Consider the following 23,580-nt stretch of genomic DNA (forward strand, 5'->3'; position numbering starts at 1 on the left):
AATAAGAAAGGCTTCGCGAACTCGCTCAGCTTTTGAGCAATAAGACCAAAATATTTCTAAATTGATTCTCAAATTTCGAAATATTTTTGCTTATTGCCGATAAAGCTAGTTCGTGAAGCCAGACATGGATATACCCGCTACAAAGCGATTTATTCATGTTGAAATTCTATACTTTCTTTATAGTTAAAAAAGAGACCGCATAGATTCATGCGATCTCTTAAATAGTCTTTATTCAGCAGCAACTTTGCGTTTCTTCGCTGCTTTTTCACGTTCTGCTTTGTTTAGAATTTGTTTACGTAGACGAATGCTTTCTGGTGTTACTTCACAGTATTCATCGTCATTCAAGAATTCTAATGATTCTTCTAGCGTTAAGATACGTGGTTTTTTGATGACTGACGTTTGGTCTTTGTTAGCTGAACGAACGTTGGTCATTTGTTTAGCTTTGGTAATGTTAACACCTAAGTCCTTATCACGGCTGTTTTCGCCGACGATCATTCCTTCGTACACTTCGGTAGTTGGTTCAACGAAGACTGTACCGCGTTCTTCCACGCTCATGATTGAGTACATCGTTGCTTTACCATTATCAACAGATACTAATGCACCATTACGACGTCCGCCGATCACGCCTTGGATCATTGGCAAGTATTGATCAAAGGTGTGGTTCATGATTCCGTAACCGCGAGTCATTGATAAGAATTCAGTAGTGAACCCGATTAAACCGCGAGCTGGCGCCAAGAAGATCAAACGAATTTGACCATTGCCTGAATGGATCATGTCTTGCATTTCTGCTTTACGTTGTCCTAAAGCTTCAATTACACTGCCCATATATTCTTCTGGAGTGTCGATTTGCACCCGTTCAAATGGTTCGCATTTCACGCCATCAACGACTCTTTCGATAACCTCAGGACGAGAAACTTGTAATTCGTAGCCTTCACGACGCATGTTTTCGATCAAGATCGATAGATGCAATTCACCACGACCGGATACTGTCCAAGCATCTGGTGAATCAGTATTTTCAACCCGTAACGAAACGTCTGTATGCAGTTCTGACATCAAACGTTCTTCGATCTTACGTGAAGTCACATATTTCCCTTCGCGACCCGCAAAAGGCGAGTTATTAACTAAGAAGGTCATTTGTAGCGTTGGTTCGTCAATGTGCAGGATCGGCAGTGCTTCTTGATGATCGATCGGTGTCACTGTTTCACCAACGAAGATATCTTCCATACCAGAAACGGCAATCAAATCGCCGGCTTTTGCTTCTTGGACTTCCAAACGCTGCAAGCCGAAGAAACCAAAGATTTTTGTTACACGGAAGTTTTTAATCGAACCATCAAGCTTCATTAAAGATACTTGGTCGCCGACCTTCATTTTTCCACGGAAGATACGGCCGATACCGATACGTCCTACGTAGTCATTGTAATCTAGTAAAGAAACTTGGAATTGCAAAGGCTCGTCGCTATTATCAACAGGAGCTGGAATTTTTTCAATAATCGTATCAAAAACAGGAGCCATCGTTGGTTCTTGTTCTGCAGGATCATCGGATAAGCTAGATGTTCCGTTGATCGCTGAAGCGTAAATAACTGGGAAATCTAATTGGTCGTCATCCGCACCTAATTCGATAAATAATTCTAGCACTTCATCAACGACTTCTTCTGGACGTGCAGAAGGCTTGTCGATTTTATTTACGACTACGATTGGTGTTAAATGCTGTTCCAACGCTTTTTTCAATACGAAACGCGTTTGCGGCATCGTACCTTCATAAGCATCGACGACTAATAACACACCATCAACCATTTTCATGATACGTTCCACTTCACCACCGAAGTCGGCGTGTCCTGGTGTGTCCATGATGTTGATTTTGTAATCTTTATAGTTTACAGCCGTATTTTTGGCTAAGATCGTGATACCACGTTCTTTTTCGATTGCATTTGAATCCATTGCACGTTCTTGTAAGCTAACGTGGCTGTCAAGGGTATCAGATTGTTTAAGCATTTCATCAACTAGTGTTGTTTTACCATGGTCGACGTGGGCGATGATAGCCACGTTGCGGATATCTTTTCTGTAATTCAATTTTAATTGCTCCTTTTCTTGTAACGCGAGACTCACTCGATTGACAATTATAACAGAAAATCATTAAGAGTGTTAGTAAAACATTTTCATTTTTTCAGAAAAAGTAGTTTCTTAAAGATTTTCTTTATCAAACGCTTGAATATCGGCCATCGCAGCCTGCGTTGCGCCAATGAAAAACTCCCGTCCTTGGAAACTTAACGGCTGCTGATTTTTTCCGATAACAGTCATTCCTAACTGTTCCATCATAATCTTGCCGGCAGCGTAATCCCACGGACTCAGCATGCTGACATAGCCAATCTGTGTCCCCTTGATAATAGCGATAAAATCCAGTCCGGCACAGCCTAATACGCGGATCCCCATCGATGTCTGACCAATTTCTTGCGCATGATACAAATTTTTGCGATAAAGGGCCGCGTTCATACCGATTAAGCCTTCGCTTAACGACTGATTGGCAGGAGCCGCAAGTTCTTCCTTATTAAGGAAGACTTTTCCGACTTTAGGTCCACCCCAGAAAAGCTCATCTTGCATCACATCATAAATAAACCCTAGTTGGCCTACACCATCTTCATAGACAGCGATCATGATACAAAAATTTTCTTGCTGCATCACAAAATTCAGCGTCCCGTCAATCGGATCGATGACAAAAACACGCCCTTTATCAATCGGCGTCTGATCCTGTCCGTTTTCTTCACCTAAGATCAATGCATCTGGATCATAAGCATTGATTTTTCCGACGATAAAGTCTTGGACCTCTTTGTCCACGTTCGTCACTAAATCCGTACGTCCATTTTTCTGATCGACCTTCAGCGCATCCCCTAGTCCTGATTTGATTTTTTCAGCTGCCTCATAGATCCAGCCAATAATTTCTTTTTCCATCCTGATCTCTCCTAATAAGTCTGATTCTTCTTACCAATAGCTAACAAATTTACATTTTAAAACGTTTCGTTGTCGCTGCTTTAGCTTTTTGTACCGTACGATAGATTGAATAATCGCTGACCGCTTCAAATTCTCGACCGATTCGTTTTTCTTCTCCGATACTTTTGACTACTGTCTTAAATTTTTTATAGCCGTTTAAAAAAGCTTCTTTATCTACACCATTTTCGTTCGCTTCCTCGACTAAATTCAAGAAATTGATAACGGTCGTGATCTCCTCATGTGTCCAATCCTCATCGATTGGGTAACCATAATTTGCCATTGATCCACACTCCATTCGAAATTAGTTTACCATAGAATCATCCATGCGCTGATTAAAGCCGCTTTTAAGTTAGCGTACGCTTAGATTGATAACCTGTTTTGTCTTGTTCAGTGATCTCTCTTAACACATGACAAGGATTTCCGACTGCGATTACATTGGCCGGGATATTTTTTGTTACCACGCTGCCAGACCCGATGATTGTATTTTTCCCAATCGTCACACCTTGATTGATGGTAACGTTGGCTCCTACCCAAACATTATCTTCTATCACGACATTTTTCGAATAACAACCACCTGCCACTCGTTCTTCTGGATCAGTCGCATGATTCGTTGTAAAAATCCCTACCCGTGGACCAAATAATACATCATTGCCAATCCTGATTTCTCCGCCATCTAACAAGATGCAGTCAAAATTAGCAAAAAAACGATCTCCAAGATGGATATTTTTTCCAAATTCACAACGAAAATCTGGTTCAAAGAAGGGGGACTCGCCTGCTGAGCCTAGAATATTTCGCAAAATCGATTCTCTCTTCTGCTCATCCTTTCCATACAGCGCATTGTACTCAGTCGTCGCCTTCACTGCTTGCTTCCGCATTTCGCTAAATACAGGCGAAAGGTCATCATACATTTCACCTGATCTTGATGCTTCAAAACCTAAAATTTCATTCATATATCTGCTCCTCGCTTATTACGACTGCTTAGTTTGCGCTAAAGTTGATTGATAGACAATATTCAGACGATTACCATAGTTTAAATAACCGCAATCCTCTACAAATATCTCAATGACTCGCTCGCACTGCCGCGCTCCTCTTGGATCATTCTTTTTGATCAAAAGCAGTCCATAGACAAATTTAGCGTACAGGTCATGATGAAGATATTTCAAATCACGATTCGGTGTCAAGTTTTTTAAATAGGCTAATATAATTTTTTCTGCCGAAGCCAACTGGTTCTCGTCAATTAAATAACGGACAAGATGCAAGACAGCATCGAAACGCCACTTTCGAACTTCAAAGCTGCCATGCTGTTGTGTTACTAATTGATTGGCGTAAAAGAAAGCTTCTTCCGGCTCGAAAAGATCACTATTATAAGTGATCAAGAAAAATTCAAACTTCCCCCATGTCTCCGTCTCTCTTAAATAATTGGTGATCGGCGCTAAATCAACCGTATAGCTTGGTAAAAAAATATAATTATAGAAACGTTTGCCGATAAGCGCCGCAAACAAGAAGCGTTCCTCCTTTGTTTGTTGATAGAGTTTTTCTTGTTTTTGCACAAATTTCTTCAGGGAAAATGAATTTCCGGCATGATAGGCTTGATCAATTTCTTCTTCGATTTCATACAACCAAATATCCAAACTTTCTTCAATCTCAAAGATGAATTCATCGATGGTGGTATTCAGCCGATTTAATAGCTGGACTAAATTCGAAAAACGAATATCACCATTTTCCCGTTCGTATTTTCTTAAAAACTGAGGCGTTACGATCCCCTCAGACGTATTCATGATTGATTGATTTTTCTTTTCTCTGATTTCTTGGAAAAATTTTCCAGTCATTGGATTCAACTCCTTGTCGCTTTTTTCATTTGATTATTCTCTTGCTAACAGATTGAGCTAGCAAAAAGGAAACTTTTGTTTCTGCATTCTTAGAATACCATGAAAAAAAAGCGAGAAAATCAGAATTTTGAAAATATTGTTTCGAAAAAATAGATTTTTCCACTCCAAGCTTATACTTAGATCAAAAGAATAAAGGAGCGAGACAATGAAAAATTTAAACTTATCACAACAATACCTGCTCTTTACCATGAACCGAAATGGAAAGATTTCTTCTATTAATTATTATGTTGGCATGTGTCTGGTCATGGCAGGACTGCTTGATTTACAGGAAGCGCAGGTAATCGAACTTGATCAGAAGGAAATTATCATTTTAACGGATCAGCTGCCAGAAGAACTGGAATATCTGAATTGCCTATTTGAAAAAATCACTCAGCTGAAAAAGAAACGCATCGACAAACTTGCCACGGCTTACGGCGCAACCTTTTTCGAAAAAGATTTGAAGCTGTTGGTCGCTCAAACTCGCAACTCATTAATCGACCTCAGAGAAATTACTGTCGAAACAGATGGAAATACGCTTTCTTATTTAGCAAAGGAAAAAACGATTGCTCAATTAGTTGCTCGCCTAGAGAATTTAAATTGCTTAGATTATGACGGTCTAAAGTTGGCGATCCTTTTAAAAAAATCCTCTTACTTGAAAAAGTACATTGAAAAGCCAGAACGGAAAATGCTGGAGGCGAAAATAAAGGAAGTAAAAAGTGATCCTGTAGCCAAGCAAACGCAAGTAATGATCTCACAGCTAGATTGGCTGATGGGGGCAATGGTGGCAATTACGGCGGTTTAAAGGTCGATTCGCGGAAAGTGTTAAGCATTTTGATTATAAAAAAAGCCAAAATCCTGTTAAGTGGATTTTGGCTTTTTGCTTTAAATATGGATCGGCATACCTAATGCTAACTCAGAAGCATCCATTACGATCTCACCTAATGATGGATGTGGATGAATTGTTAGAGCGATATCTTCCGCATTCATGCCTGATTCGATAGCTAAGGCTAATTCAGAGATCATATCACTGGCACCAACACCTGCGATTTGACCGCCGATGATAACATTGTCTTCAACCGTTGTTACCAAACGGATAAAGCCTTCTGTCTTGCCTAATGATAGTGCACGACCATTACCAGAGAATGGGAATTTGAAGGCTTTCGCTTCTAATCCGGCTTCCTTAGCGTCTTTGATCGTCATACCGACAGTCGCTAATTCTGGATCAGTAAAGGCAACTGCTGGCATAGCTTTATAGTCAACGGCAACTTTCTTGCCAGAGATCGCTTCAGCAGCGATTTTAGCTTCGTAGCTGGCTTTATGAGCTAAAGCAGCACCAGGAACGATATCGCCGATTGCGTAGATGCTAGGTACGTTTGTGCGTCCTTGTTTATCAACTGTGATCAGACCACGGTCTGTCATTTCAACACCAGCTTGCTCCAAGCCCATGTCGTTTGTGTTTGGACGACGACCAACTGTTACCATTACGTAATCTGCATCGATCGTTTCTTCTTTTCCGTCAACTTCGTAACGAACAGTCACGTTATCGCCATTATCAACAGCTTCGCGCGCCATCGCAGAGGTAACAACTTTGATGCCTTTTTGCTTGAAGTCTTTTTCTACAAGCTGCACCATGTCTTTTTCGTAAGTCGGTAAAATTTGTGGTGTTCCTTCAAGAATCGTGACTTCAGCACCTAGGTTGGCATACGCGCCGCCTAATTCAGCACCGATAACGCCTCCGCCAATAATCACAAGTTTTTCCGGAACAGCTTCTAACGCTAAACCGCCTGTAGAATCTAACACACGTCCGCCAAATTTGAAGCCGGGAATCTCGATTGGACGAGAACCTGTTGCGACGATCGCATTATTGAAAGAATAAGTTTGAGCAGAATCAGGATGAATCACACGCAAGTTTTTGTCATCTACGAAGAAAGCTTCTCCTTCAATGATTTCTACTTTGTGTTTCTTCAACAGGAATTTTACTCCGGTCGTTAATTTATTAACGACTTCGTTTTCTTTCCAATCTTGGGTTTTAGCAAAGTCTAGCTTTACATTTTCACTAGTCACACCAAACATCGAAGAATCAAGCGAATCTTGATAATGATGTCCAGCAGAAATCAACGCTTTTGACGGAACACAGCCGACGTTTAAACAAACACCGCCGATATATTCTCGTTCAATGATCGCTACTTTCTGTCCCATTTCAGCGGCGCGGATGGCGGCAACGTAGCCGCCGGGTCCAGCACCGATTACAACTGTATCTAATTCAATGGCAAAATCTCCAACTACCATGATTTTATCATCCTTCCATTAATAATAATTCTGGATCAGCCAACAAACGCTTGATATTGTTCATGGCTTTTTGCGCTGTCGCGCCATCAACGATTCGATGGTCGAAGCTTAATGAAAGTTTCATCACACGGCCAACCGCTAATTCGCCTTCATCGTTCACGATTGGTTGTTGCGCAATCGTTCCGACACCAAGGATCGCAACTTCAGGGTAGTTGATAACTGGAGTGAACCAGCCGCCGCCTACTGAACCGATATTTGAGATCGTGATCGTGCCGTTACGCATATCATCAGCAGCTAATTTGCCATCATGTGCCAAAGCAGCTTTTTCGTTGATTTCGTCTGCGATCTTGAACATGCCTTTAGTATCAGCATTTTTTACGTTCGGTACATACAATCCATGATCAGTATCTGTTGCAATACCAATGTTGTAGTAATTTTTATAAACAATTTCTTGAGCAGCATCATCAATTGACGCGTTCAAGACTGGGTATTTCTTCACTGTCGCAGTCAAAGCTTTCACTACGTATGGTAAGAAGGTCAATTTCGTGCCATTATCCAAAGCCACTTGTTTGAATTTCTTACGGTGATCCCAAAGCTTAGAAACCTCTACTTCATCATGCAAGGTTACATGCGGAGCAGTATGCTTGCTGTTGACCATTGCTTTTGCGATCGCTTTACGTGTAGGTGTCATCTTCTCACGCGTTTCCATTTCGCCCATATTTGAAGTAAATGGTTGCGCAGGTTTTTCAGCTTTCGCTGGCGCTGCGTTTGAAGCTGCTGCTGTCGTTTCAGTTGTTTGTGCTTCTGCTTTTGCAGGGGCTGCTTGTCCGCCGCCAGAAACAAATGCATCGATGTCTTCTTTAACGACACGTCCGCCTTTTCCTGTAGCAGTTACTTGAGTAATATCCACGTCTTTTTCACGCGCATATTGACGAACAGACGGCATCGCTAAGACGCGTTTGTCTGGGTTGCTGGCTTCTACTACTGAAGAATCACCTTTCGCTTCAGCTTTTGGTGTTTCCGCTGGAGCTGCTGATTCTGTTGAAGCAGCACTGGAATCATTATGTCCCGGTGCGTCGATTTCAACCAATACATCACCGACGTTAGCTACTGTGCCTTCGTCTACGATAACTTTTTTGATTGTTCCTGTGACTGGAGATGGAATTTCTTCCACTGATTTGTCATTTTGTACTTCTAATAGGGTATCGTCTTCTTCGATCTTGTCTCCCGCTTTGACGAACCATTTAACGATCTCGCCTTCTGCAATCCCTTCACCGATATCTGGTAATTTGAATTGGAAAACGCCACCGCCATCATTAGCTTCGCTGCTTGCGCTAGCGTCAGCAGGTTCAGCCGCTGGAGATTCTGGTGTTTGAGATTCTGCCGCCACACCAGAGTCGCCTTCGTTGTCTTCATGTCCAGGGGCATCGATCTCAACCAAAACATCACCGACGTTGGCAACTGTGCCTTCGTCTACGATGATTTTTTTAACCGTTCCTGTCACTGGAGATGGAATTTCTTCCACTGATTTATCGTTTTGTACTTCTAATAAGGTGTCATCTTCATTGATCGTGTCGCCTGCTTTGACGAACCACTTCACGATCTCGCCTTCCGCAATGCCTTCACCGATGTCCGGCAATTTAAATTGGTAAGCCATGTTTTTATCGCTCCTATCATATTTCAGTAATTATTTTTTCAAAAATCGAAAAAATAAATTTGATTGTTGTGTCATATACCATTTCACAAACCTTGTTAAATCAGGAAGTGAAACTGGTTGCTAAAATTCTACGATTTCTTTTACTTTTGCTTCGATATCTGCTGCATTTGGCAACCAGATACCTTCTGCTTGTCCGAATGGGAAAATCGTATCTGGAGCAGATACCCGTCCGATCGGTGCTTCCAATGAAAGAATTGCCCGTTCTGAGATTTCTGAGATTACTTGTGCAGAAACACCTGCTTGTTTTTGTGCTTCTTGAACAACGACCACGCGACCAGTTTTTTCAACTGATTTGATGATTGTTTCAACATCAAGGGGAGCTACTGTACGCAAGTCAATAATCTCTGCGTTAATGTTTTCTTTTGCTAAGTTGTCCGCGGCTTTAATTGCCTCACGAACCATCGCACCGTAAGTAATGATTGAAACATCTGTTCCTTCTTTAGTAACGGCTGCTTTATCCAACGGTACTTCGTAAATTCCTTCTGGCACTTCCTCACGGAATGAACGGTAAAGCTTCATGTGCTCTAAAAATACTACTGGGTCATTGTTGCGAATCGATGCGATCAATAGACCTTTTGCATCATAAGGATTAGATGGAATAACCACGCGCAAGCCTGGAGATTGAGCCATCAAGCCTTCTAAGTTGTCTGAGTGAAGTTCTGGTGTATGCACGCCGCCGCCGAATGGTGCACGAATCGTGATTGGCAAGTTGCGTGTATTGCCCATACGATAACGAGTACGAGCCATTTGTCCAACGATTTCGTCCATCGCTTCAAACACAAACCCAAAGAATTGAATTTCAGGAACTGGACGGAAGCCTTGCAAGGCTAAACCAAAACCAAGTCCGGCAATTCCAGATTCAGCCAATGGTGTATCGAAAACTTGATCTTCACCGAATTTTTCTTGAAGACCTTCAGTCGCACGGAAAACCCCGCCGTTTTTACCAACGTCTTCACCGAAAATTAAAACTTCTTTGTCTTTTTCAAGCATCAGAGCTAAGGCATCTGTAATTGCTTGGATCATTGTTTTTTGTGCCATGATTATTTCGACTCCTTCGCTTCATAGAATTCAATTTGTTCTTTGATGTTTTGTGGTTGAACTTCGTACATGTTTTTCAAGAAATCAGAAACTTTTTGTTTTGGTACACGGTCAGCATCTGTGATTGCTTGTTTGATTTCTTCTTTTGTTGCTTCGATTACTTTTTCTTCTTGTTCTTCTGACCATAGACCTTTATCTGTCAAATATTTGCGGAAACGAACCAATGGATCTTTCTTCGTCCATTCGTCATCCATTTCTTTTGAACGGTAACGAGTAGGATCGTCCCCTGATAGTGTATGTGGACCGTAACGATAAGTTAATGTTTCGATCAATACTGGGCCATTGCCGTTGGCTGCCCATTCACGAGCTTTTTTAGATACATAGTAAACAGCTAATGGGTCCATACCATCGACTTGGATACCAGGAATTCCAGCTGCAACAGATTTTTGTGCTAATGTTTTAGCGGCTGTTTGCTTTTCACGCGGTGTTGAAATAGCAAAGCCGTTGTTTTGGATATAAAATACAGCGTTTGCATGGTAAGCCCCTGCAAAGTTGATTGCTTCATAGAAATCACCCTGAGATGAACCGCCGTCACCTGTATAAGTGAAGACAACATTTTTACTGTCGCGTTTCTTCAAGCCTAGAGCCACACCGGCAGCTTGTACATATTGAGCTCCGATAATGATTTGAGGTGGTAAAGCTTGTAAATCGGCAGGATAGTTATTTCCGGCAACGTGACCACGTGACCATAGGAAGGCTTCTGCTAAAGGCAGGCCGTGTTTGATTAGTTGTGGAACATCACGATAACCTGGTAATAAAACGTCTTCCTTTTCAAATGCAAAATGGCTGGCTAATTGGCTGGCTTCTTGTCCAGCAGTCGGTGCGAAGAATCCTAAACGACCTTGACGGTTTAACGCCGTAGAACGTTGATCTAACACACGTGACCAAACCATAGAAGTCATCAATTCCACAAGTTCGTCATCGGATAAGTCCGGAACCAGATTTTCATTCACAATCTTTCCATTCTCGTCCAGCGCTTGGTACACGGGGAAATCCGCGTTTACATCTTTTAGTAAGGCTTCAAAATCAATCGTTAACTCTTTTTCTGCCATGGTGTCACACTTTCCTCTCTTAATTTAAGTCTTGTTATCAGTGCAACAGCAAGTCAATCTGTATTATTGCTATTGCCCCTTCTTCTCTAAATTAGCATTTTTATATTCAATTGACAACAAACTTGCTCACCGATTCTGAACGAATTGAAGCGTTTCACTTTTTATCCTTGTGAAACCACGCGCAGCTTGTTTTTTTCAAAAAAAATTTATCTATTAGATGGTGGAGGTCGAGTGCCTTGGTAAATCGATATTTTATAATTATTTCACTCGTTTGCTTTTAAAAAAGGACTTAAATGGAATTTGTGAGAGGTACTTGAGGTTATTCATTTGTTGTAATTTTTCACAAAAAAAGAAACAGAATGGCAACACAGGCCATTCTGTTATAGTATTGGGCTAAATGAGCTAGCTTTTCAATTTAGATCCATTCTTTTGCTATTCTTATATAGATTACCTTACCTAATTGCGTCGCCAACATATAAGCAACCACAATACCGACATACCATACCCAATAGCTGCTTGGAAGATGAACAAAATCAAATTGTTCAGCAATCGGCGTTAAAACGACTAAGGCACCCACTACCACAGCCATTAATAAGCTGGCAAATACTTGCGGTGCTGGCCGGCTTTGAATAAATGGAATCTTCTTCGTCCGGACCATCAAGACAACTAAGGCTTGTGTCGTCAAGCCGATCATGAACCAGCCTGTTTGGAAGAGATTTTGTGCCCCAACTGTATTGGCACCAAAGATAAACCACATAACTAAGAATGTAATGATGTCAAAAACAGAGCTGATCGGTCCGATACAGACGGTAAATTTCAATAATCCTCTCGTTTCCCATTTCGTCGGTACTTCTAATTCTTCCTCATCCACGTTATCCCACGGAATTGTCAATTGCGCGATATCATAGATCAAATTTTGCAGCAGCAATTGAATCGAAAGCATCGGTAAAAATGGTAAAAAGGCGCTGGCAACTAAAATTGAGAAAACATTCCCGAAATTCGAGCTGATCGTGATCTTAATATATTTCATCATGTTGCTGAAAACACGGCGGCCTTCAATCACGCCGTTTTCTAAAACACCTAAGCTCTTTTCCAATAAAATGATCGAGCTGGCATCTTTGGTAATATCGGCTGCGGTATCAACAGAGATTCCCACGTCAGCTTTACGCAAAGCTGGTGCATCATTGATCCCGTCACCCATAAAGCCAACCGTATGACCTTTTGTTTGCAGCGATTCGATGATTCGCGATTTTTGCATAGGATTTAATTTCGCGAACAAATTGACTTTTTCTGCCGCTTGATACAATTCATCGTCAGACATTTCATCGATTTGACTCCCTAAAACAAAGTCCTCGGCAGGAATTCCAACATCTTGGCAAACTTTTTGTGCCACGATAGCATTATCGCCAGTTAAAACCTTCACGGTAACACCATGCTGGTGCAGCGATTTGATCGCTGGTTTCGCCGAAGCCTTAGCCGGATCAAGGAAACCCATAAATCCGATCAAGGTCATATCTTTTTCGTCATCTGTTGAATAGATCGCTTCCTCATGAGCGTCACGACGAACAGCCACAGTGATTACCCGCATGCCTTGGCGGTTCATTTTTTCGTTGACGGTTTGCAGCTGCTGACGGATCTCGGTCGTCAATTCTAGAATTTCGCCATTGATTTCAACATATTTACAGATGGCCGCCATTTCTTCAACAGCACCCTTGGTGATCATTAATTGATGTTCATCCGTTTTCATTACCACTGTCAAACGACGCCGTGAGAAATCAAAAGGAATCTCATCAATTTTTTGAACTGTTTGATAAGGCAAACGACGATCCTGTTCTTCGAAATAATTGATCACGGCGATGTCCATCAGATTTTTCCAGCCGGTTTGATAGGTCGAATTCATAAATGCCAAGTCTAAAACTTGTTCATTCTCATTGCCCAATGGATCTAAATGTTGCACCAATACCACGCGATCTTCGGTGATCGTTCCTGTTTTGTCGGTACATAAGACATCCATACTGCCTAAGTTTTGGATCGAAGCCAGTTCTTTTACGATGACCTTATGCTTTGAAAGAGTCAAAGCTCCTTTTGCCAAGTTAGAGCTTACGATCATTGGCAGCATTTCAGGTGTCAATCCTACCGCTACCGCAATCGCGAAGAAAAACGCACTGCTCCAATCACCCTTTGTTAAACCATTGATCAAAAACACAAGGGGAAATAGCACCATTACCATCCGCAGCAATAATTTACTGACCTTGGCTAAACCAATATCAAAGGATGTTTTTCCTCGTTTCGATGTCGCATTTTTTGCGATATCACCGAAAAAGGTTTGTTGCCCTGTTTTTAAAATAATCGCTTTTCCTTGACCACTTAACACATCTGTACCCATAAATACCAGATTCGTTAAGTCCAATGCGGTTGTTTCTTCTGTCACTTCGGTATCTTTTGCAAGATACTTTTCGACAGGCATTGATTCTCCCGTTAACGATGATTGGTTGACGAAAAGGTCTTTCGTCCAAATCAAGACGGCATCTGCCGGGATCATGTCACCCGTCGCTAACGTCAAAATGTCACCAGGTACGACTTCATCCATAGGTATTTCCTTTGTTTCACCATTACGAGTGATCGCCGCTGTGTTTTCGATCATTTCCTTTAATTCGATACTTGCTTTTTGAGAGCGATATTCTTGAATGAAAGTAATCAAAACACTCGCCAGAATCATAATTGTCATTACGATTGCCGCTTCAATATCATTCGTCAATAAAGAAACAATTGCTAAAAGAGCTAATACATAAACAAATGGATCATTGAATGCTTGTAAGAACAATAAAATTCCAGGTGTTGGTTTTTGCGCAGAAACTTCGTTAGGACCATATTCTTCCAAACGGCTTTCCGCATCCTCTTCAGATAAGCCTTGCAGCGATGTCCGCAAGTTTAGGAAAAGGTCACGATCAGATAGGATCGCTAATTTTTTCAATTCTTGATCTTTGTTGATTTTGCGAGCAAGAAGGTTTTTTTTGTTCATCATAGTTGTTCCTCCTAAAATTCAGGACAACTGAAGTCGCCCCGTTATATTTATCTTTCGGTCGACTATCTTCATAATCCATCTTCCTCACATCCTTTCATCTATTGTCTGTAGTGAATAATTGAAAACTGACGGTGGGCTATAAAATTGCACATGCTTGCGGCGAAACATTGGAACGGCAGCTATCTCGTTTTAAATGGATTTATTTTTCGAAAACCACAAAAAATAAGTCCGATTCTCGCCACGCATACCATCCAACTAAGTATCTGCCCTATTATTTAATTTAAATTTCTTTTTTACCATCAAACTATGAGTGACTGCGAGAAGTTGGACTGACAGCTATCTCGTCTCGAGGTATTAACTTTTTCAAAAAACGAAAAAGTTAGTTTTATTCTCGTTTCGCATGCGATTTTTCTAACCTGCTAAAGCAGGAAGAAAAACTCGCAAAAAAGCGCGCACTCGAAAATGAGCACGCGCGAAAATTCATTCATGTTCATCGTCGAGCTTTAGCACTATAGGGCGTAGACAAAATCTGTCAGCTACGTTATGAATCACCTTCACGATGATCCCTGTTCTACCCATTGGCGTCTCTCGACATTTTTGGGCAGCAGCCTGTGTCCATATAGGAGCCTCACCTAACAATTATTCTTATTTACATCCTTACTATATGTTACTTACCTTCCAGTGTCAAACATTAACTGAAAAACTTTTTCGTTTTCAGAAACTCGTCAATTTTCTGATTAGGTTTGTTGCTAAAATAGTCCGCGAATTTTTTACTCCAAATTTTGGTTTCGCGAGCTTCAGCAAATTTTTCCATTGTATCATCATAGTCTTCGATCAGCTGATAGTCATAGTCTTGGTACGTATCATAATGAATGACAGCTTCTTCAGGTAAACGGGGTTTGCTTCGCATTTCCACATTCGGCTTGCCAATGCTTAATCCAGCAATCGGCAGTACATACTCAGGCAGGTTCAGCAGCTCACTGACTTCTGCGACATCTTTTCTAATTGATCCTACAACAACAGCTCCTAAACCTAGGGCTTCTGTCGCAATCACTGCATTTTCTAAAGCTAAAGCAGCATCTGTCACAGCTGTGATCAACGGATCAAGTCCTTCATTAATAGGATAATCTACACCATAATGCTCAGCAACTTTTTTCGTCCGCTTCAAATCTGCCACAAATACTAGGAAAACCGAACTATGCAGCATATGAGGATTTCCAGGATTCAACGCCACCATTTTTTCGCGAATTTCCCGATCCTTTACAACAATAATGCTATACATTTGCCCATTCATCCAACTTGGTGCTTGCCGGCTTGCTTGTAAAATATTTTGCAGCTCATCATCAGTTATCTGATAGTTTTCATCAAAATTCCGATAAGTTCGGTGCTCCTTCAAAACCTCTAATGCTTTCATTTAATTCCTCCTTAGTTCCTTTGAAATAGTCTGCAGCTTCGAAAAAAAATTTTCTCGTGTTCTTTCTGTTAACCGAGTGTAGTTCACTCTCATTGCCATTGTATCATTACTAAACAAAAATGCGGGAGCGATCAATAATTTTTCTCTCAAAAAAATTTCCCAGTCCGTTCGCGTCAATTTTTGATGTCGCCAAGTGAAATAAACATAGATTCCACCATCAATCGCAGAAAAATCCCAGTCTTCGGTCACAACCTGCGCCGCCTCAATAAATGCAGCAGCTCTTTGTTCCAGCTCGACGACCAGATCTTTTTGGTTTTGTTCAAACCGCGGATCAGTTAAAGCCGTATGAGCAATGACCTGAGGAAAGACACTGATAGAAAAATCCATCATCTGCTTGGCCTCAGACAATCGTTGAATCAAATCCCGATCAGCCACGATCCAACCAATTTTAATGGACGAACCAAAGATTTTCGACAACGAGCCTAAATGTATTACTTGATGAGGGGCCAGTTCCTTCAAAGAAGGCGGAATTTCGTCAAAATTCATTTCGCTAAAGACTTCATCTTCTACGATCGGCAGCTGATATTTTCGGCTAAGTTCGATCAATTCATTTCTGCGTTTTTTTGACATTGTTGAACCTGTCGGATTTTGAAAAGTAGGATTAAGAATGATCAGCTTGATTTTTTTAGTTAAAATCAATTGTTCAAGTTTATCGATTCGCATGCCCTCTTTGTCCATTTCTACACCATAAAGTTTGATTCCGGCAGTCGCGAAGATCGGCAGTGAATAAAGGAAAGACGGATCTTCAATAGCAACACTATCGCCGCTTTGCAGCATTACCTGCAATAATAAAAACATTGCCTGTTGCGCACCAGATGTGATCAAAACTTGATCCGAAGAGACCTCGATTTTTTGATCCGCCTTGATCCGCTGGCAAATAACCTGCTGCAACGGTCGATACCCTAATGGACTTTGCTTGCGTTCTTCCAGCAATAATTCTTCCCATGTATAGGAAGGAAAACGAAAATCAGGGATCAAGTTCAATGGTAATTCTCCAGAATAAAGATCAACCGCTTCCGGATCATTTAATAATTGCTGAAGCTTCTCTAAAAAAGGTTCTTTCGGATGTGATTCCTGCGTGAATAAACTTCGCCAATCAACCCGAGGGATTGTACTTCTTCCCCAGTTTCCTTCATTAACGACCGTTCCACTCCCCTGACGCCGCAACACCCAACCGAGACTGACCAATTCATCTAACGCATGCACAACCGTTGAACGATTCACTTGATAATAATCTGCCAATTTCCGTTCAGCCGGCAATCGGTCTCCCGGCTGTAAGGTCCCATCTTGAATATAAGTAATGATTTGCTCCATGATCTGTTGATAGATCGGTGTTGATTTATTTTCTGATAACTCCCACATAGCATTCCCTCATTTATTATTGGATGACTTAACGCTAACCCAATTATGAAAGACTGTCAATTATTCGTGCAAAAAAGCTCATGCCAAAAATCGGCACGAGCTTTTAAAGTCTTCTAAAAATCTTTAAATCGTATCTCCATTAAAGATCGAATTTTTAACAACTACATAATCAACCTTTTGCAACGCTTCTAAATCATTTCCGCCTGCATAAGAAATTGATGATTGTAAATCTTGCTGCATTTCAACTAAAGTGTCTTTTAAAGAACCTTTATAAGGAATCCAGATTTTTTTACCTTCAACATTTTTCTTTTCGCCTTTTTGAAACTCAGAGGCACTGCCGAAGTATTCCTTATATACAACACCATCTTCAACCATTGTTTCGCCAGGTGATTCTTCGTGACCTGCGAATAATGAACCTATCATCACCATTGTAGCGCCAAAGCGAATTGATTTCGCGATATCACCATGCGTACGAATTCCGCCGTCCGCAATAATTGGTTTGCGCGCTGCTTTTGCACACCAGCTCAACGCCGCCAGCTGCCAGCCGCCTGTACCGAAGCCGGTCTTGATTTTAGTGATACATACTTTACCAGGTCCAATGCCCAGTTTCGTCGCGTCAGCTCCAGCATTTTCTAATTCACGAACAGCTTCAGGCGTACCGACATTTCCGGCAATCACGAAAGTCTCTGGTAAAAGCTTTTTAATATGCTTGATCATATTGATTACCGGATCAGAATGTCCGTGGGCAATATCGATCGTAATAAAATCAGGGTTCAATTTCTCATCTGCTAACTGTTTTACAAAATCATATTCATATCCTTTTACACCAACACTGATTGATGTAAATAAGCCGCGAGATTGCATTTTCTTTATGAAGGGAATTCGTTCGTCTTCATAAAAGCGATGCATAATATAGAAGTAACCATTTTCCGCCAAAAATTCTGCAATGTTCTCATCGATGATCGTTTGCATATTGGCAGGTACAACCGGCATCTTAAAACTAAATTTCCCTAATTGTACAGTCGTGTCACATTCTGAACGGCTGTTTACAATACATTTATTCGGGATCAACTGAATATCTTCATAATCAAATACTTTCATAATGGCCTCCAATGAATAAGATAGCTATCTCATTTTAATGTCTTCATTTTTTTGTTTTTTCACTCTGCAAACTGTGAAAAGCGTGACAGATAAAAAAACATAGGGCGTTATCGCCCTATGTAATTTACAACATATTCACTTAAAAAGCAAGCTGATTTTGAATTTTATAGCAAAAAACACGAACATTAACTTTTTAGACTAAGGCATTCCTTAATTTTTTTGCCTGCAGACTAACTAAAAAGATAACATCTTCCATTTCTTCCTCATTGGTCACTTTCATTTCGATCTGCTGAGTATTCTTTGACACATCTTCGAATTTTTCTTTAAACTCATCTGACATCACTTTTACCATTGGGGTTAAGTAGTTTATCCCGAAATCAGGAAATGGTGTGATCACTGAAAAATAATCCTCGTGGATCTTAATGCGGCAAAGCAGTCCATCATATTGTTCGATTACAAGCTGCCAGCCTGTTTGCTTTTGGAAAATATATTTTATTTTCGGATCATAATGTCTCATGATTTGAGCTAATAAAATCTTTAAATACTGAGAATTGGGTAGTCCCGACAAAATCGTCTGCAATTCGTGCTTCTCATCATCAGCTTTGGATCGTTCTCTTTCCATGGTCCTCGCCTCTTTCAATACACTCTGGAACGAAAAATAATTCTAACTAATGCAACTGCCTGTATGAGTTAAATTCAGTTTATTTTTCTTCGAATTCATATATTTTTTTAACGCTTTTTTCATATTTAGTTTACCACTTTTAATCAAAGCTGTCATTTTTTAAATCTCGCCTGCTTTTGCACGCAAAAAAACGACCCTAAGGCCGTTTTTCTGCTTATTTTATCGATTTAGCACCAATATCTTTGCGATAGAAATAACCAGTGGTATCTGCTTCGTTCAAAGCCTGATACACTTTGGTTTGAGCTGCTTCAATGCTGTCTGCTTCGGCTTCGACTAAAAGAACTCGTCCGCCTGAAGCTTTTGTTGCTCCTTGCTCCTCTGTTACACCTGCATAATAAACCGTTACTTGATCATCAAAGCTTGGAACAGCCATTCCTTTTTGATACTCATTAGGATAACCCTCGGCTGCCAAAACAACACCGACTGCTGCTTGGTTGCTCCAAATCAATTCAGGCTCTTGATCCTTCAACAGCGAATCGATAACTTGTGCAAGATCGCTCGCCAAGCGCGGCAAAACAACTTGTGTTTCAGGATCGCCAAAACGGGCATTGAACTCAATGACTTTTGGTCCAGCTTCAGTCGCGATCAAGCCAGCATACAAAATACCAGTAAATGGTGTGTCATTCTTCATCATACCAGTTGCCGCTGGCTTCAAGATTTTTTCGACTGCATTTTCGACCATTTCATTTGAAATCTGCGGTACCGGCGAGTAAGCACCCATCCCGCCTGTATTTGGTCCTTGATCATCGTCATACGCTCGCTTATGGTCTTGCGAAATTACCATTGGATAAACTTTTTCATTTTTTACAAAAGCAAGCAGTGAGAATTCCTCACCAGCTAAAAATTCTTCTACAACGACCTTATCGCCGCTTTCGCCGAAGCGATGATCTGTCATCATTTCTTTTAGCGCCTGCAATGCTTCATCCAGCGTCATTGCGACCGTCACACCTTTACCAGCAGCTAAGCCGTCTGCTTTGATAACAATTGGCGCTCCCTTTTCTTTTACATAGTCGCAAGCGGTCTGATAATCGGTGAATGCTTCATAGTCGGCAGTAGGAATATCATTGTCCACCATGATTTTTTTGGCGAATTCCTTTGAACCTTCGATCATCGCAGCCGCTTTATTCGGTCCGAAAATCTTAAGCCCGGCTGCTTGAAAATCATCCACGATACCATTCAGCAAAGGAATCTCCGGTCCGACAAAAGTCCAATCGACCCCATGTTCTTTAGCGAAGGTAATCAATTTTTCGTGATCGTTCTCTGCAATGTCCACTAATTGGATACCGTCATTTTTCATACCAGGATTTCCTTTAGCACAATAAACATCCGTTACTTGCGGACTATTCAGCATTTTCTTCGCGATCGCATGTTCACGACCGCCGCTGCCAATAATTAATACTTTCATTGAATCCTCCTCAAATTAATGTCTGAAATGACGGACATCAGTAAAGACCATCGCGACGCCGTATTTATTTGCCATAGCAATCGAGTCTTTGTCGCGGATACTTCCGCCAGGTTGCACGATCGCTTTGATCCCATGCTGAGCAGCGTATTCTACACTATCATCCATTGGGAAATACGCATCACTTGCTAAAACAGCACCGTTCATCCGGCCTTTCGCTTCTTCTAAAGCGATCTTGACTGAACCGACACGATTCATTTGTCCGGCACCGACTCCGACAGTCTGATGCTCATTTGCAACAACAATCGCATTTGATTTCACGTGTTTTACCGCGCTCCAAGCAAATGCCAAAGCTTTTAACTCTTCTTCTGTTGGTTTCCGATCGGTTACGACTTCCCACTCTTCAGGAATCTCTTCAATTACATCTTGGTCTTGAACCAGCAGACCACCTAATACAGAAACGACTTCTGGCTGATTGTTCGTTTGGTCAGCAAAGTCTAACGTCATTAAACGCAGGTTTTTCTTACCAGATAAAACATCAAAAGCCTCTTTGCTGAAACTTGGTGCGATGATGATCTCTAAGAATAATTTATGCATCTCTTCCGCAGTTTCCAAATCAATTTCCCGATTTGCTACTAAGATACCGCCAAAAATTGAGGTTGGATCAGCTTCATAAGCAAACTGATACGCTTCTGAAATCGTGCGTCCGCTTCCGATACCGCAAGGATTCATATGTTTCAACGCCACGACCGTCGGTTCACTAAATTCACGGGCGATACGAATAGCTGCATCGGCGTCTTTGATGTTGTTATAAGACAATTCTTTCCCATGAAGCTGATGAGCACTGGCGATCGAATAAGGTACTGGCAACGCATTCTGATAGAAAGCAGCTGTTTGATGGCTGTTTTCACCATAACGCAGAGTTTGCTTCAATTCATAAGTCAGCGTTAATTTTTCTGGTTCTAGTTCGCTGACACTCTTCGTTAAGTAATCCGCGATCAAAGCATCATATGCCGCTGTGTGACGGAATACTTTCGCAGCTAATCGTTTACGTGTTTCTAAGGAAGTCGCTTGATTGCTTTTTACTTCGGCCAAAACTAGAGCATAGTCTTTCGGATCGACTACCACAGTTACCGAGCTGAAGTTTTTAGCAGCAGAACGCAGCATGCTAGGTCCGCCGATATCAATGTTCTCGATCGCATCCGCTTCAGTCACATCTGGCTTAGAAATCGTCTCTTTGAATGGATACAAATTCACACAAACAAAATCAATCGGTTGAATATCGTGTTCCTTCATCGCATCCATGTGCGTCGCTAAATCACGTCGGCCTAATAATCCGCCATGGATCTTCGGATGCAATGTTTTTACCCGACCATCCATCATTTCCGGAAAACCGGTTACTTCATCAATACTCAACGTTGGAATGCCCGCTTCGTCTAAGACTTTTTTAGTTCCGCCGGTTGAAATAATTTCAACGCCTGCCTGAACCAATCCTTTAGTAAATTCTACAACTCCGGTTTTATCTGAAACGCTAATCAATGCTCTTGTCATCATGACACTCCTTCTATCTTACTAACTAGAATATTCCCTTTTATAATTTTGAGTTCGCTTCTTTTACAATATCTGCAAGAACTTGCGGATAGAGCTGATGCTCCACCTGATGAATCTTTGTTTCTAAATCACTCAAGCTGTCATTTTCTGAGACTTGAACTTTGCCCTGAGCAATGATCGGACCAGTATCTACACCGCTATCGACATAATGGATGGTGACTCCTGTTTCCTTCACACCTGCTTCATAAGCATCCTTGATTCCGTGCAGTCCTGGAAAATTAGGCAATAACGCGGGATGAATATTGACGATCCGATTAGGAAACTCTGTTAGTAAGTCTTTGCCGATAATTCGCATATAGCCTGCTAAAACAACGAGCTCCACATCATATTTCTTCAGTAACGCTAATAATGCAGCCTCATAGCTTTTCTTATCTGAAAATTCTTTCAGCTCAAAGCTTTCACAGGGGACTCCAAATTTCTTCCCACGCTCCAATACATAAGCATCGTGGTGATCAGAAAATAATAGAACCAAATCTGCTGGGATTTCTTTGTCTTTGACTGCTTGGGCGATCACTTCAAAGTTCGATCCGTTGCCTGATGCTAAGACAGCTATTCTCATGCCTTCGCTCCTTTGAAAACAATCGGCGCTTCTTGTTTTTCAGTCACTTTCCCAATAACGAATGACGCTTCGTTTCGTTCATTTAAATCTGCCTGCAGCTCCGCTAATTTTTCTGGTGCAACCGCTAAGACCATACCGATTCCCATATTAAAGATTTCATACATTTCCATTTCAGGAGTTTCGCCATATTTGGCTAACGCATCAAAAATCGGTAAAACTGGCCATGTACCTAATTCGATTTCGCAAGCCAGATTTTCCGGCAGCATCCGCGGCAAGTTTTCGACAAAGCCTCCGCCAGTTACGTGTGCAATCCCGTTCACTAATTCTTTTTTAACTAAAGGCAGAATCGCCTCAACATAGATTCGTGTCGGCGTTAAAATTTCATTTCCCAATGTTTCAGCTAATTCCGGTAATTTTTCGTCAACTGAAAAATTATGTGTTTCAAAGAAAATTTTTCGAACAAGGGAATAGCCATTTGAATGAATCCCTGTTGAAGGCAAACCGACTAAGATATCTCCAGCTTTGATTTTCTCGCCGGTAATCATTTGACTTTTCTCAGCAATGCCGACTGTAAAACCAGCTAAATCATAATCATCCTCGCCATACATACCAGGCATTTCTGCTGTCTCTCCGCCAATCAAGGCAGCCCCAGCCTGAACACATCCCTCTGCCACACCTGCAACTACTTGCTCTAAACGGGCGGGAACATTTTTACCTGTCGCGATATAATCTAAAAAGTATAACGGTTCTGCTCCTTGAGCCACGATATCGTTCACACACATCGCGACGCAATCGATCCCGATCGTATCATGTTTATCTGCTTGGATCGCCACCATTAATTTTGTCCCGACTCCATCTGTTCCAGAAACTAAAACAGGCTCTTTCAATTGAAATTGACTTAGATCGAAGCAGCCGCCGAAACCGCCAATTGCTCCCATTACACCTAAACGTTCGGTTCTCTTTACATGCTTCTTGATGCGTTCAACTACTTCATAACCAGCTTCCACATCAACGCCAGCTTTAGAATATGCATTTCCCACTCGATTCGCTCCTTACTCATAATTAAGTATTCATTTTTCTAAAAGCGAAAAATGAGTCTTATTTTCGTGCCGTATACCATTCCACTAGGTCGCTTGGACTTTAGTTTGGAGGTTTTTTCTAAACTATTTCTCACTATACCTACTGCTAAAAGTGGAACTGGCATCCTTACTCATATTTAAGTATTCATTTTTCTGAAAAGCGAAAAATGAGTCTTATTTTCGTGCCGTATATCATTCCACTAAGTCGCTTGGTCTTTAGTTTGGAGGTTTTTTCTAAACTATTTCTCACTATACTTACTGCTAAAAGTGGAACTG

Annotated in this window: 19 protein-coding genes and 1 riboswitch; of the genes, 1 reads left to right on the forward strand and 18 read right to left on the reverse strand. The window is 41.2% G+C overall.

The window, feature by feature from the left end; genetic code table 11:
- Window positions 1-228: 228 nt before the first annotated feature.
- The 5 genes from typA to A5875_RS05330 all read right to left on the reverse strand — a co-directional run bounded on the left by typA (window position 229) and on the right by A5875_RS05330 (window position 4,814).
- Window positions 229-2,070: a translational GTPase TypA gene (typA, locus tag A5875_RS05310; RefSeq protein WP_088932650.1), complete on the reverse strand. Its 1,842-nt coding sequence runs from the start codon at window positions 2,068-2,070 to the stop codon at window positions 229-231.
- A gap of 111 nt (window positions 2,071-2,181) precedes the next feature.
- Window positions 2,182-2,946, reverse strand: a complete 765-nt coding sequence (locus tag A5875_RS05315; RefSeq protein WP_088932651.1) for an inositol monophosphatase family protein — start codon at window positions 2,944-2,946, stop codon at window positions 2,182-2,184.
- A gap of 49 nt (window positions 2,947-2,995) precedes the next feature.
- Window positions 2,996-3,265, reverse strand: coding sequence for a UPF0223 family protein (locus tag A5875_RS05320; RefSeq protein ID WP_088932652.1), 270 nt, complete (start codon window positions 3,263-3,265; stop codon window positions 2,996-2,998).
- A 64-nt stretch (window positions 3,266-3,329) separates the two neighbouring features.
- A complete protein-coding gene (locus A5875_RS05325) occupies window positions 3,330-3,935 on the reverse strand; it encodes a sugar O-acetyltransferase (RefSeq protein ID WP_088932653.1) in 606 nt (201 codons plus the stop codon).
- Between the two features lie 18 nt (window positions 3,936-3,953).
- Window positions 3,954-4,814 carry a helix-turn-helix domain-containing protein gene (locus tag A5875_RS05330; protein WP_088932654.1) on the reverse strand — a complete coding sequence of 287 codons (861 nt, stop codon included), beginning with the start codon at window positions 4,812-4,814 and terminating at the stop codon, window positions 3,954-3,956.
- A gap of 205 nt (window positions 4,815-5,019) precedes the next feature.
- On the opposite strand from A5875_RS05330, the gene A5875_RS05335 reads away from it, so the two are divergent.
- Window positions 5,020-5,655 (forward strand): GPP34 family phosphoprotein, encoded by a 636-nt coding sequence (locus A5875_RS05335; protein WP_088932655.1) that lies wholly within the window; start codon window positions 5,020-5,022, stop codon window positions 5,653-5,655.
- Window positions 5,656-5,735: 80 nt separating this feature from the next.
- On the opposite strand, the gene lpdA is transcribed toward A5875_RS05335, so the two are convergent.
- The 13 genes from lpdA to purM all read right to left on the reverse strand — a co-directional run bounded on the left by lpdA (window position 5,736) and on the right by purM (window position 23,265).
- Entirely contained in the window at window positions 5,736-7,142 is a 1,407-nt protein-coding gene (gene lpdA, locus A5875_RS05340) for a dihydrolipoyl dehydrogenase (protein ID WP_088932656.1), read from the reverse strand.
- Between the two features lie 7 nt (window positions 7,143-7,149).
- Window positions 7,150-8,799: a dihydrolipoyllysine-residue acetyltransferase gene (locus A5875_RS05345; RefSeq protein WP_088932657.1), complete on the reverse strand. Its 1,650-nt coding sequence runs from the start codon at window positions 8,797-8,799 to the stop codon at window positions 7,150-7,152.
- Between the two features lie 120 nt (window positions 8,800-8,919).
- Window positions 8,920-9,897, reverse strand: a complete 978-nt coding sequence (locus A5875_RS05350) for an alpha-ketoacid dehydrogenase subunit beta (protein WP_088932658.1) — start codon at window positions 9,895-9,897, stop codon at window positions 8,920-8,922.
- A gap of 2 nt (window positions 9,898-9,899) precedes the next feature.
- A complete protein-coding gene (gene pdhA / locus A5875_RS05355) occupies window positions 9,900-11,009 on the reverse strand; it encodes a pyruvate dehydrogenase (acetyl-transferring) E1 component subunit alpha (protein ID WP_088932659.1) in 1,110 nt (369 codons plus the stop codon).
- A 415-nt stretch (window positions 11,010-11,424) separates the two neighbouring features.
- On the reverse strand, window positions 11,425-14,031 hold the full coding sequence (mgtA, locus tag A5875_RS05360) for a magnesium-translocating P-type ATPase (protein WP_176244713.1): 2,607 nt from the start codon (window positions 14,029-14,031) through the stop codon (window positions 11,425-11,427).
- A 485-nt stretch (window positions 14,032-14,516) separates the two neighbouring features.
- A riboswitch (M-box (ykoK) riboswitch) is annotated at window positions 14,517-14,681 on the reverse strand.
- 44 nt (window positions 14,682-14,725) lie between these two features.
- Window positions 14,726-15,448: a nitroreductase family protein gene (locus A5875_RS05365; protein ID WP_088932661.1), complete on the reverse strand. Its 723-nt coding sequence runs from the start codon at window positions 15,446-15,448 to the stop codon at window positions 14,726-14,728.
- A complete protein-coding gene (locus tag A5875_RS05370; protein WP_088932662.1) occupies window positions 15,449-16,870 on the reverse strand; it encodes an aminotransferase-like domain-containing protein in 1,422 nt (473 codons plus the stop codon). It abuts the gene before it with no gap.
- A gap of 123 nt (window positions 16,871-16,993) precedes the next feature.
- Window positions 16,994-17,971: a GMP reductase gene (gene guaC / locus A5875_RS05375; protein WP_088932663.1), complete on the reverse strand. Its 978-nt coding sequence runs from the start codon at window positions 17,969-17,971 to the stop codon at window positions 16,994-16,996.
- 193 nt (window positions 17,972-18,164) lie between these two features.
- Window positions 18,165-18,593 carry a DUF3788 family protein gene (locus tag A5875_RS05380; RefSeq protein ID WP_088932664.1) on the reverse strand — a complete coding sequence of 143 codons (429 nt, stop codon included), beginning with the start codon at window positions 18,591-18,593 and terminating at the stop codon, window positions 18,165-18,167.
- 214 nt (window positions 18,594-18,807) lie between these two features.
- Window positions 18,808-20,058, reverse strand: a complete 1,251-nt coding sequence (gene purD / locus A5875_RS05385) for a phosphoribosylamine--glycine ligase (protein ID WP_088932665.1) — start codon at window positions 20,056-20,058, stop codon at window positions 18,808-18,810.
- Between the two features lie 15 nt (window positions 20,059-20,073).
- Complete coding sequence (gene purH, locus A5875_RS05390; protein ID WP_176244714.1) at window positions 20,074-21,606, reverse strand: bifunctional phosphoribosylaminoimidazolecarboxamide formyltransferase/IMP cyclohydrolase; 1,533 nt, start codon at window positions 21,604-21,606, stop codon at window positions 20,074-20,076.
- A gap of 40 nt (window positions 21,607-21,646) precedes the next feature.
- Window positions 21,647-22,225 (reverse strand): phosphoribosylglycinamide formyltransferase, encoded by a 579-nt coding sequence (gene purN / locus A5875_RS05395; protein WP_088932667.1) that lies wholly within the window; start codon window positions 22,223-22,225, stop codon window positions 21,647-21,649.
- A complete protein-coding gene (gene purM, locus A5875_RS05400) occupies window positions 22,222-23,265 on the reverse strand; it encodes a phosphoribosylformylglycinamidine cyclo-ligase (RefSeq protein WP_088932668.1) in 1,044 nt (347 codons plus the stop codon). The genes purN and purM overlap by 4 nt, the downstream gene beginning before the upstream one ends.
- Window positions 23,266-23,580 lie beyond the last annotated feature (315 nt).

The organism is Enterococcus sp. 3H8_DIV0648, from assembly GCF_002140655.1.
GTDB lineage: Bacteria > Bacillota > Bacilli > Lactobacillales > Enterococcaceae > Enterococcus_A > Enterococcus_A hulanensis.

Coding starts and splice junctions, on each gene's coding strand:
- lpdA (WP_088932656.1), bottom strand. CDS start 7,142: ATGGTAGTTGGAGATTTTGCCATTGAATTAGATACAGTTGTAATCGGT.
- purN (WP_088932667.1), bottom strand. CDS start 22,225: ATGAGAATAGCTGTCTTAGCATCAGGCAACGGATCGAACTTTGAAGTG.
- guaC (WP_088932663.1), bottom strand. CDS start 17,971: ATGAAAGTATTTGATTATGAAGATATTCAGTTGATCCCGAATAAATGT.
- A5875_RS05335 (WP_088932655.1), top strand. CDS start 5,020: ATGAAAAATTTAAACTTATCACAACAATACCTGCTCTTTACCATGAAC.
- A5875_RS05330 (WP_088932654.1), bottom strand. CDS start 4,814: ATGACTGGAAAATTTTTCCAAGAAATCAGAGAAAAGAAAAATCAATCA.
- purD (WP_088932665.1), bottom strand. CDS start 20,058: ATGAAAGTATTAATTATTGGCAGCGGCGGTCGTGAACATGCGATCGCG.
- A5875_RS05380 (WP_088932664.1), bottom strand. CDS start 18,593: ATGGAAAGAGAACGATCCAAAGCTGATGATGAGAAGCACGAATTGCAG.
- mgtA (WP_176244713.1), bottom strand. CDS start 14,031: ATGAACAAAAAAAACCTTCTTGCTCGCAAAATCAACAAAGATCAAGAA.
- purH (WP_176244714.1), bottom strand. CDS start 21,606: ATGACAAGAGCATTGATTAGCGTTTCAGATAAAACCGGAGTTGTAGAA.
- A5875_RS05320 (WP_088932652.1), bottom strand. CDS start 3,265: ATGGCAAATTATGGTTACCCAATCGATGAGGATTGGACACATGAGGAG.
- A5875_RS05365 (WP_088932661.1), bottom strand. CDS start 15,448: ATGAAAGCATTAGAGGTTTTGAAGGAGCACCGAACTTATCGGAATTTT.
- A5875_RS05345 (WP_088932657.1), bottom strand. CDS start 8,799: ATGGCTTACCAATTTAAATTGCCGGACATCGGTGAAGGCATTGCGGAA.
- A5875_RS05325 (WP_088932653.1), bottom strand. CDS start 3,935: ATGAATGAAATTTTAGGTTTTGAAGCATCAAGATCAGGTGAAATGTAT.
- A5875_RS05350 (WP_088932658.1), bottom strand. CDS start 9,897: ATGGCACAAAAAACAATGATCCAAGCAATTACAGATGCCTTAGCTCTG.
- A5875_RS05315 (WP_088932651.1), bottom strand. CDS start 2,946: ATGGAAAAAGAAATTATTGGCTGGATCTATGAGGCAGCTGAAAAAATC.
- A5875_RS05370 (WP_088932662.1), bottom strand. CDS start 16,870: ATGTGGGAGTTATCAGAAAATAAATCAACACCGATCTATCAACAGATC.
- pdhA (WP_088932659.1), bottom strand. CDS start 11,009: ATGGCAGAAAAAGAGTTAACGATTGATTTTGAAGCCTTACTAAAAGAT.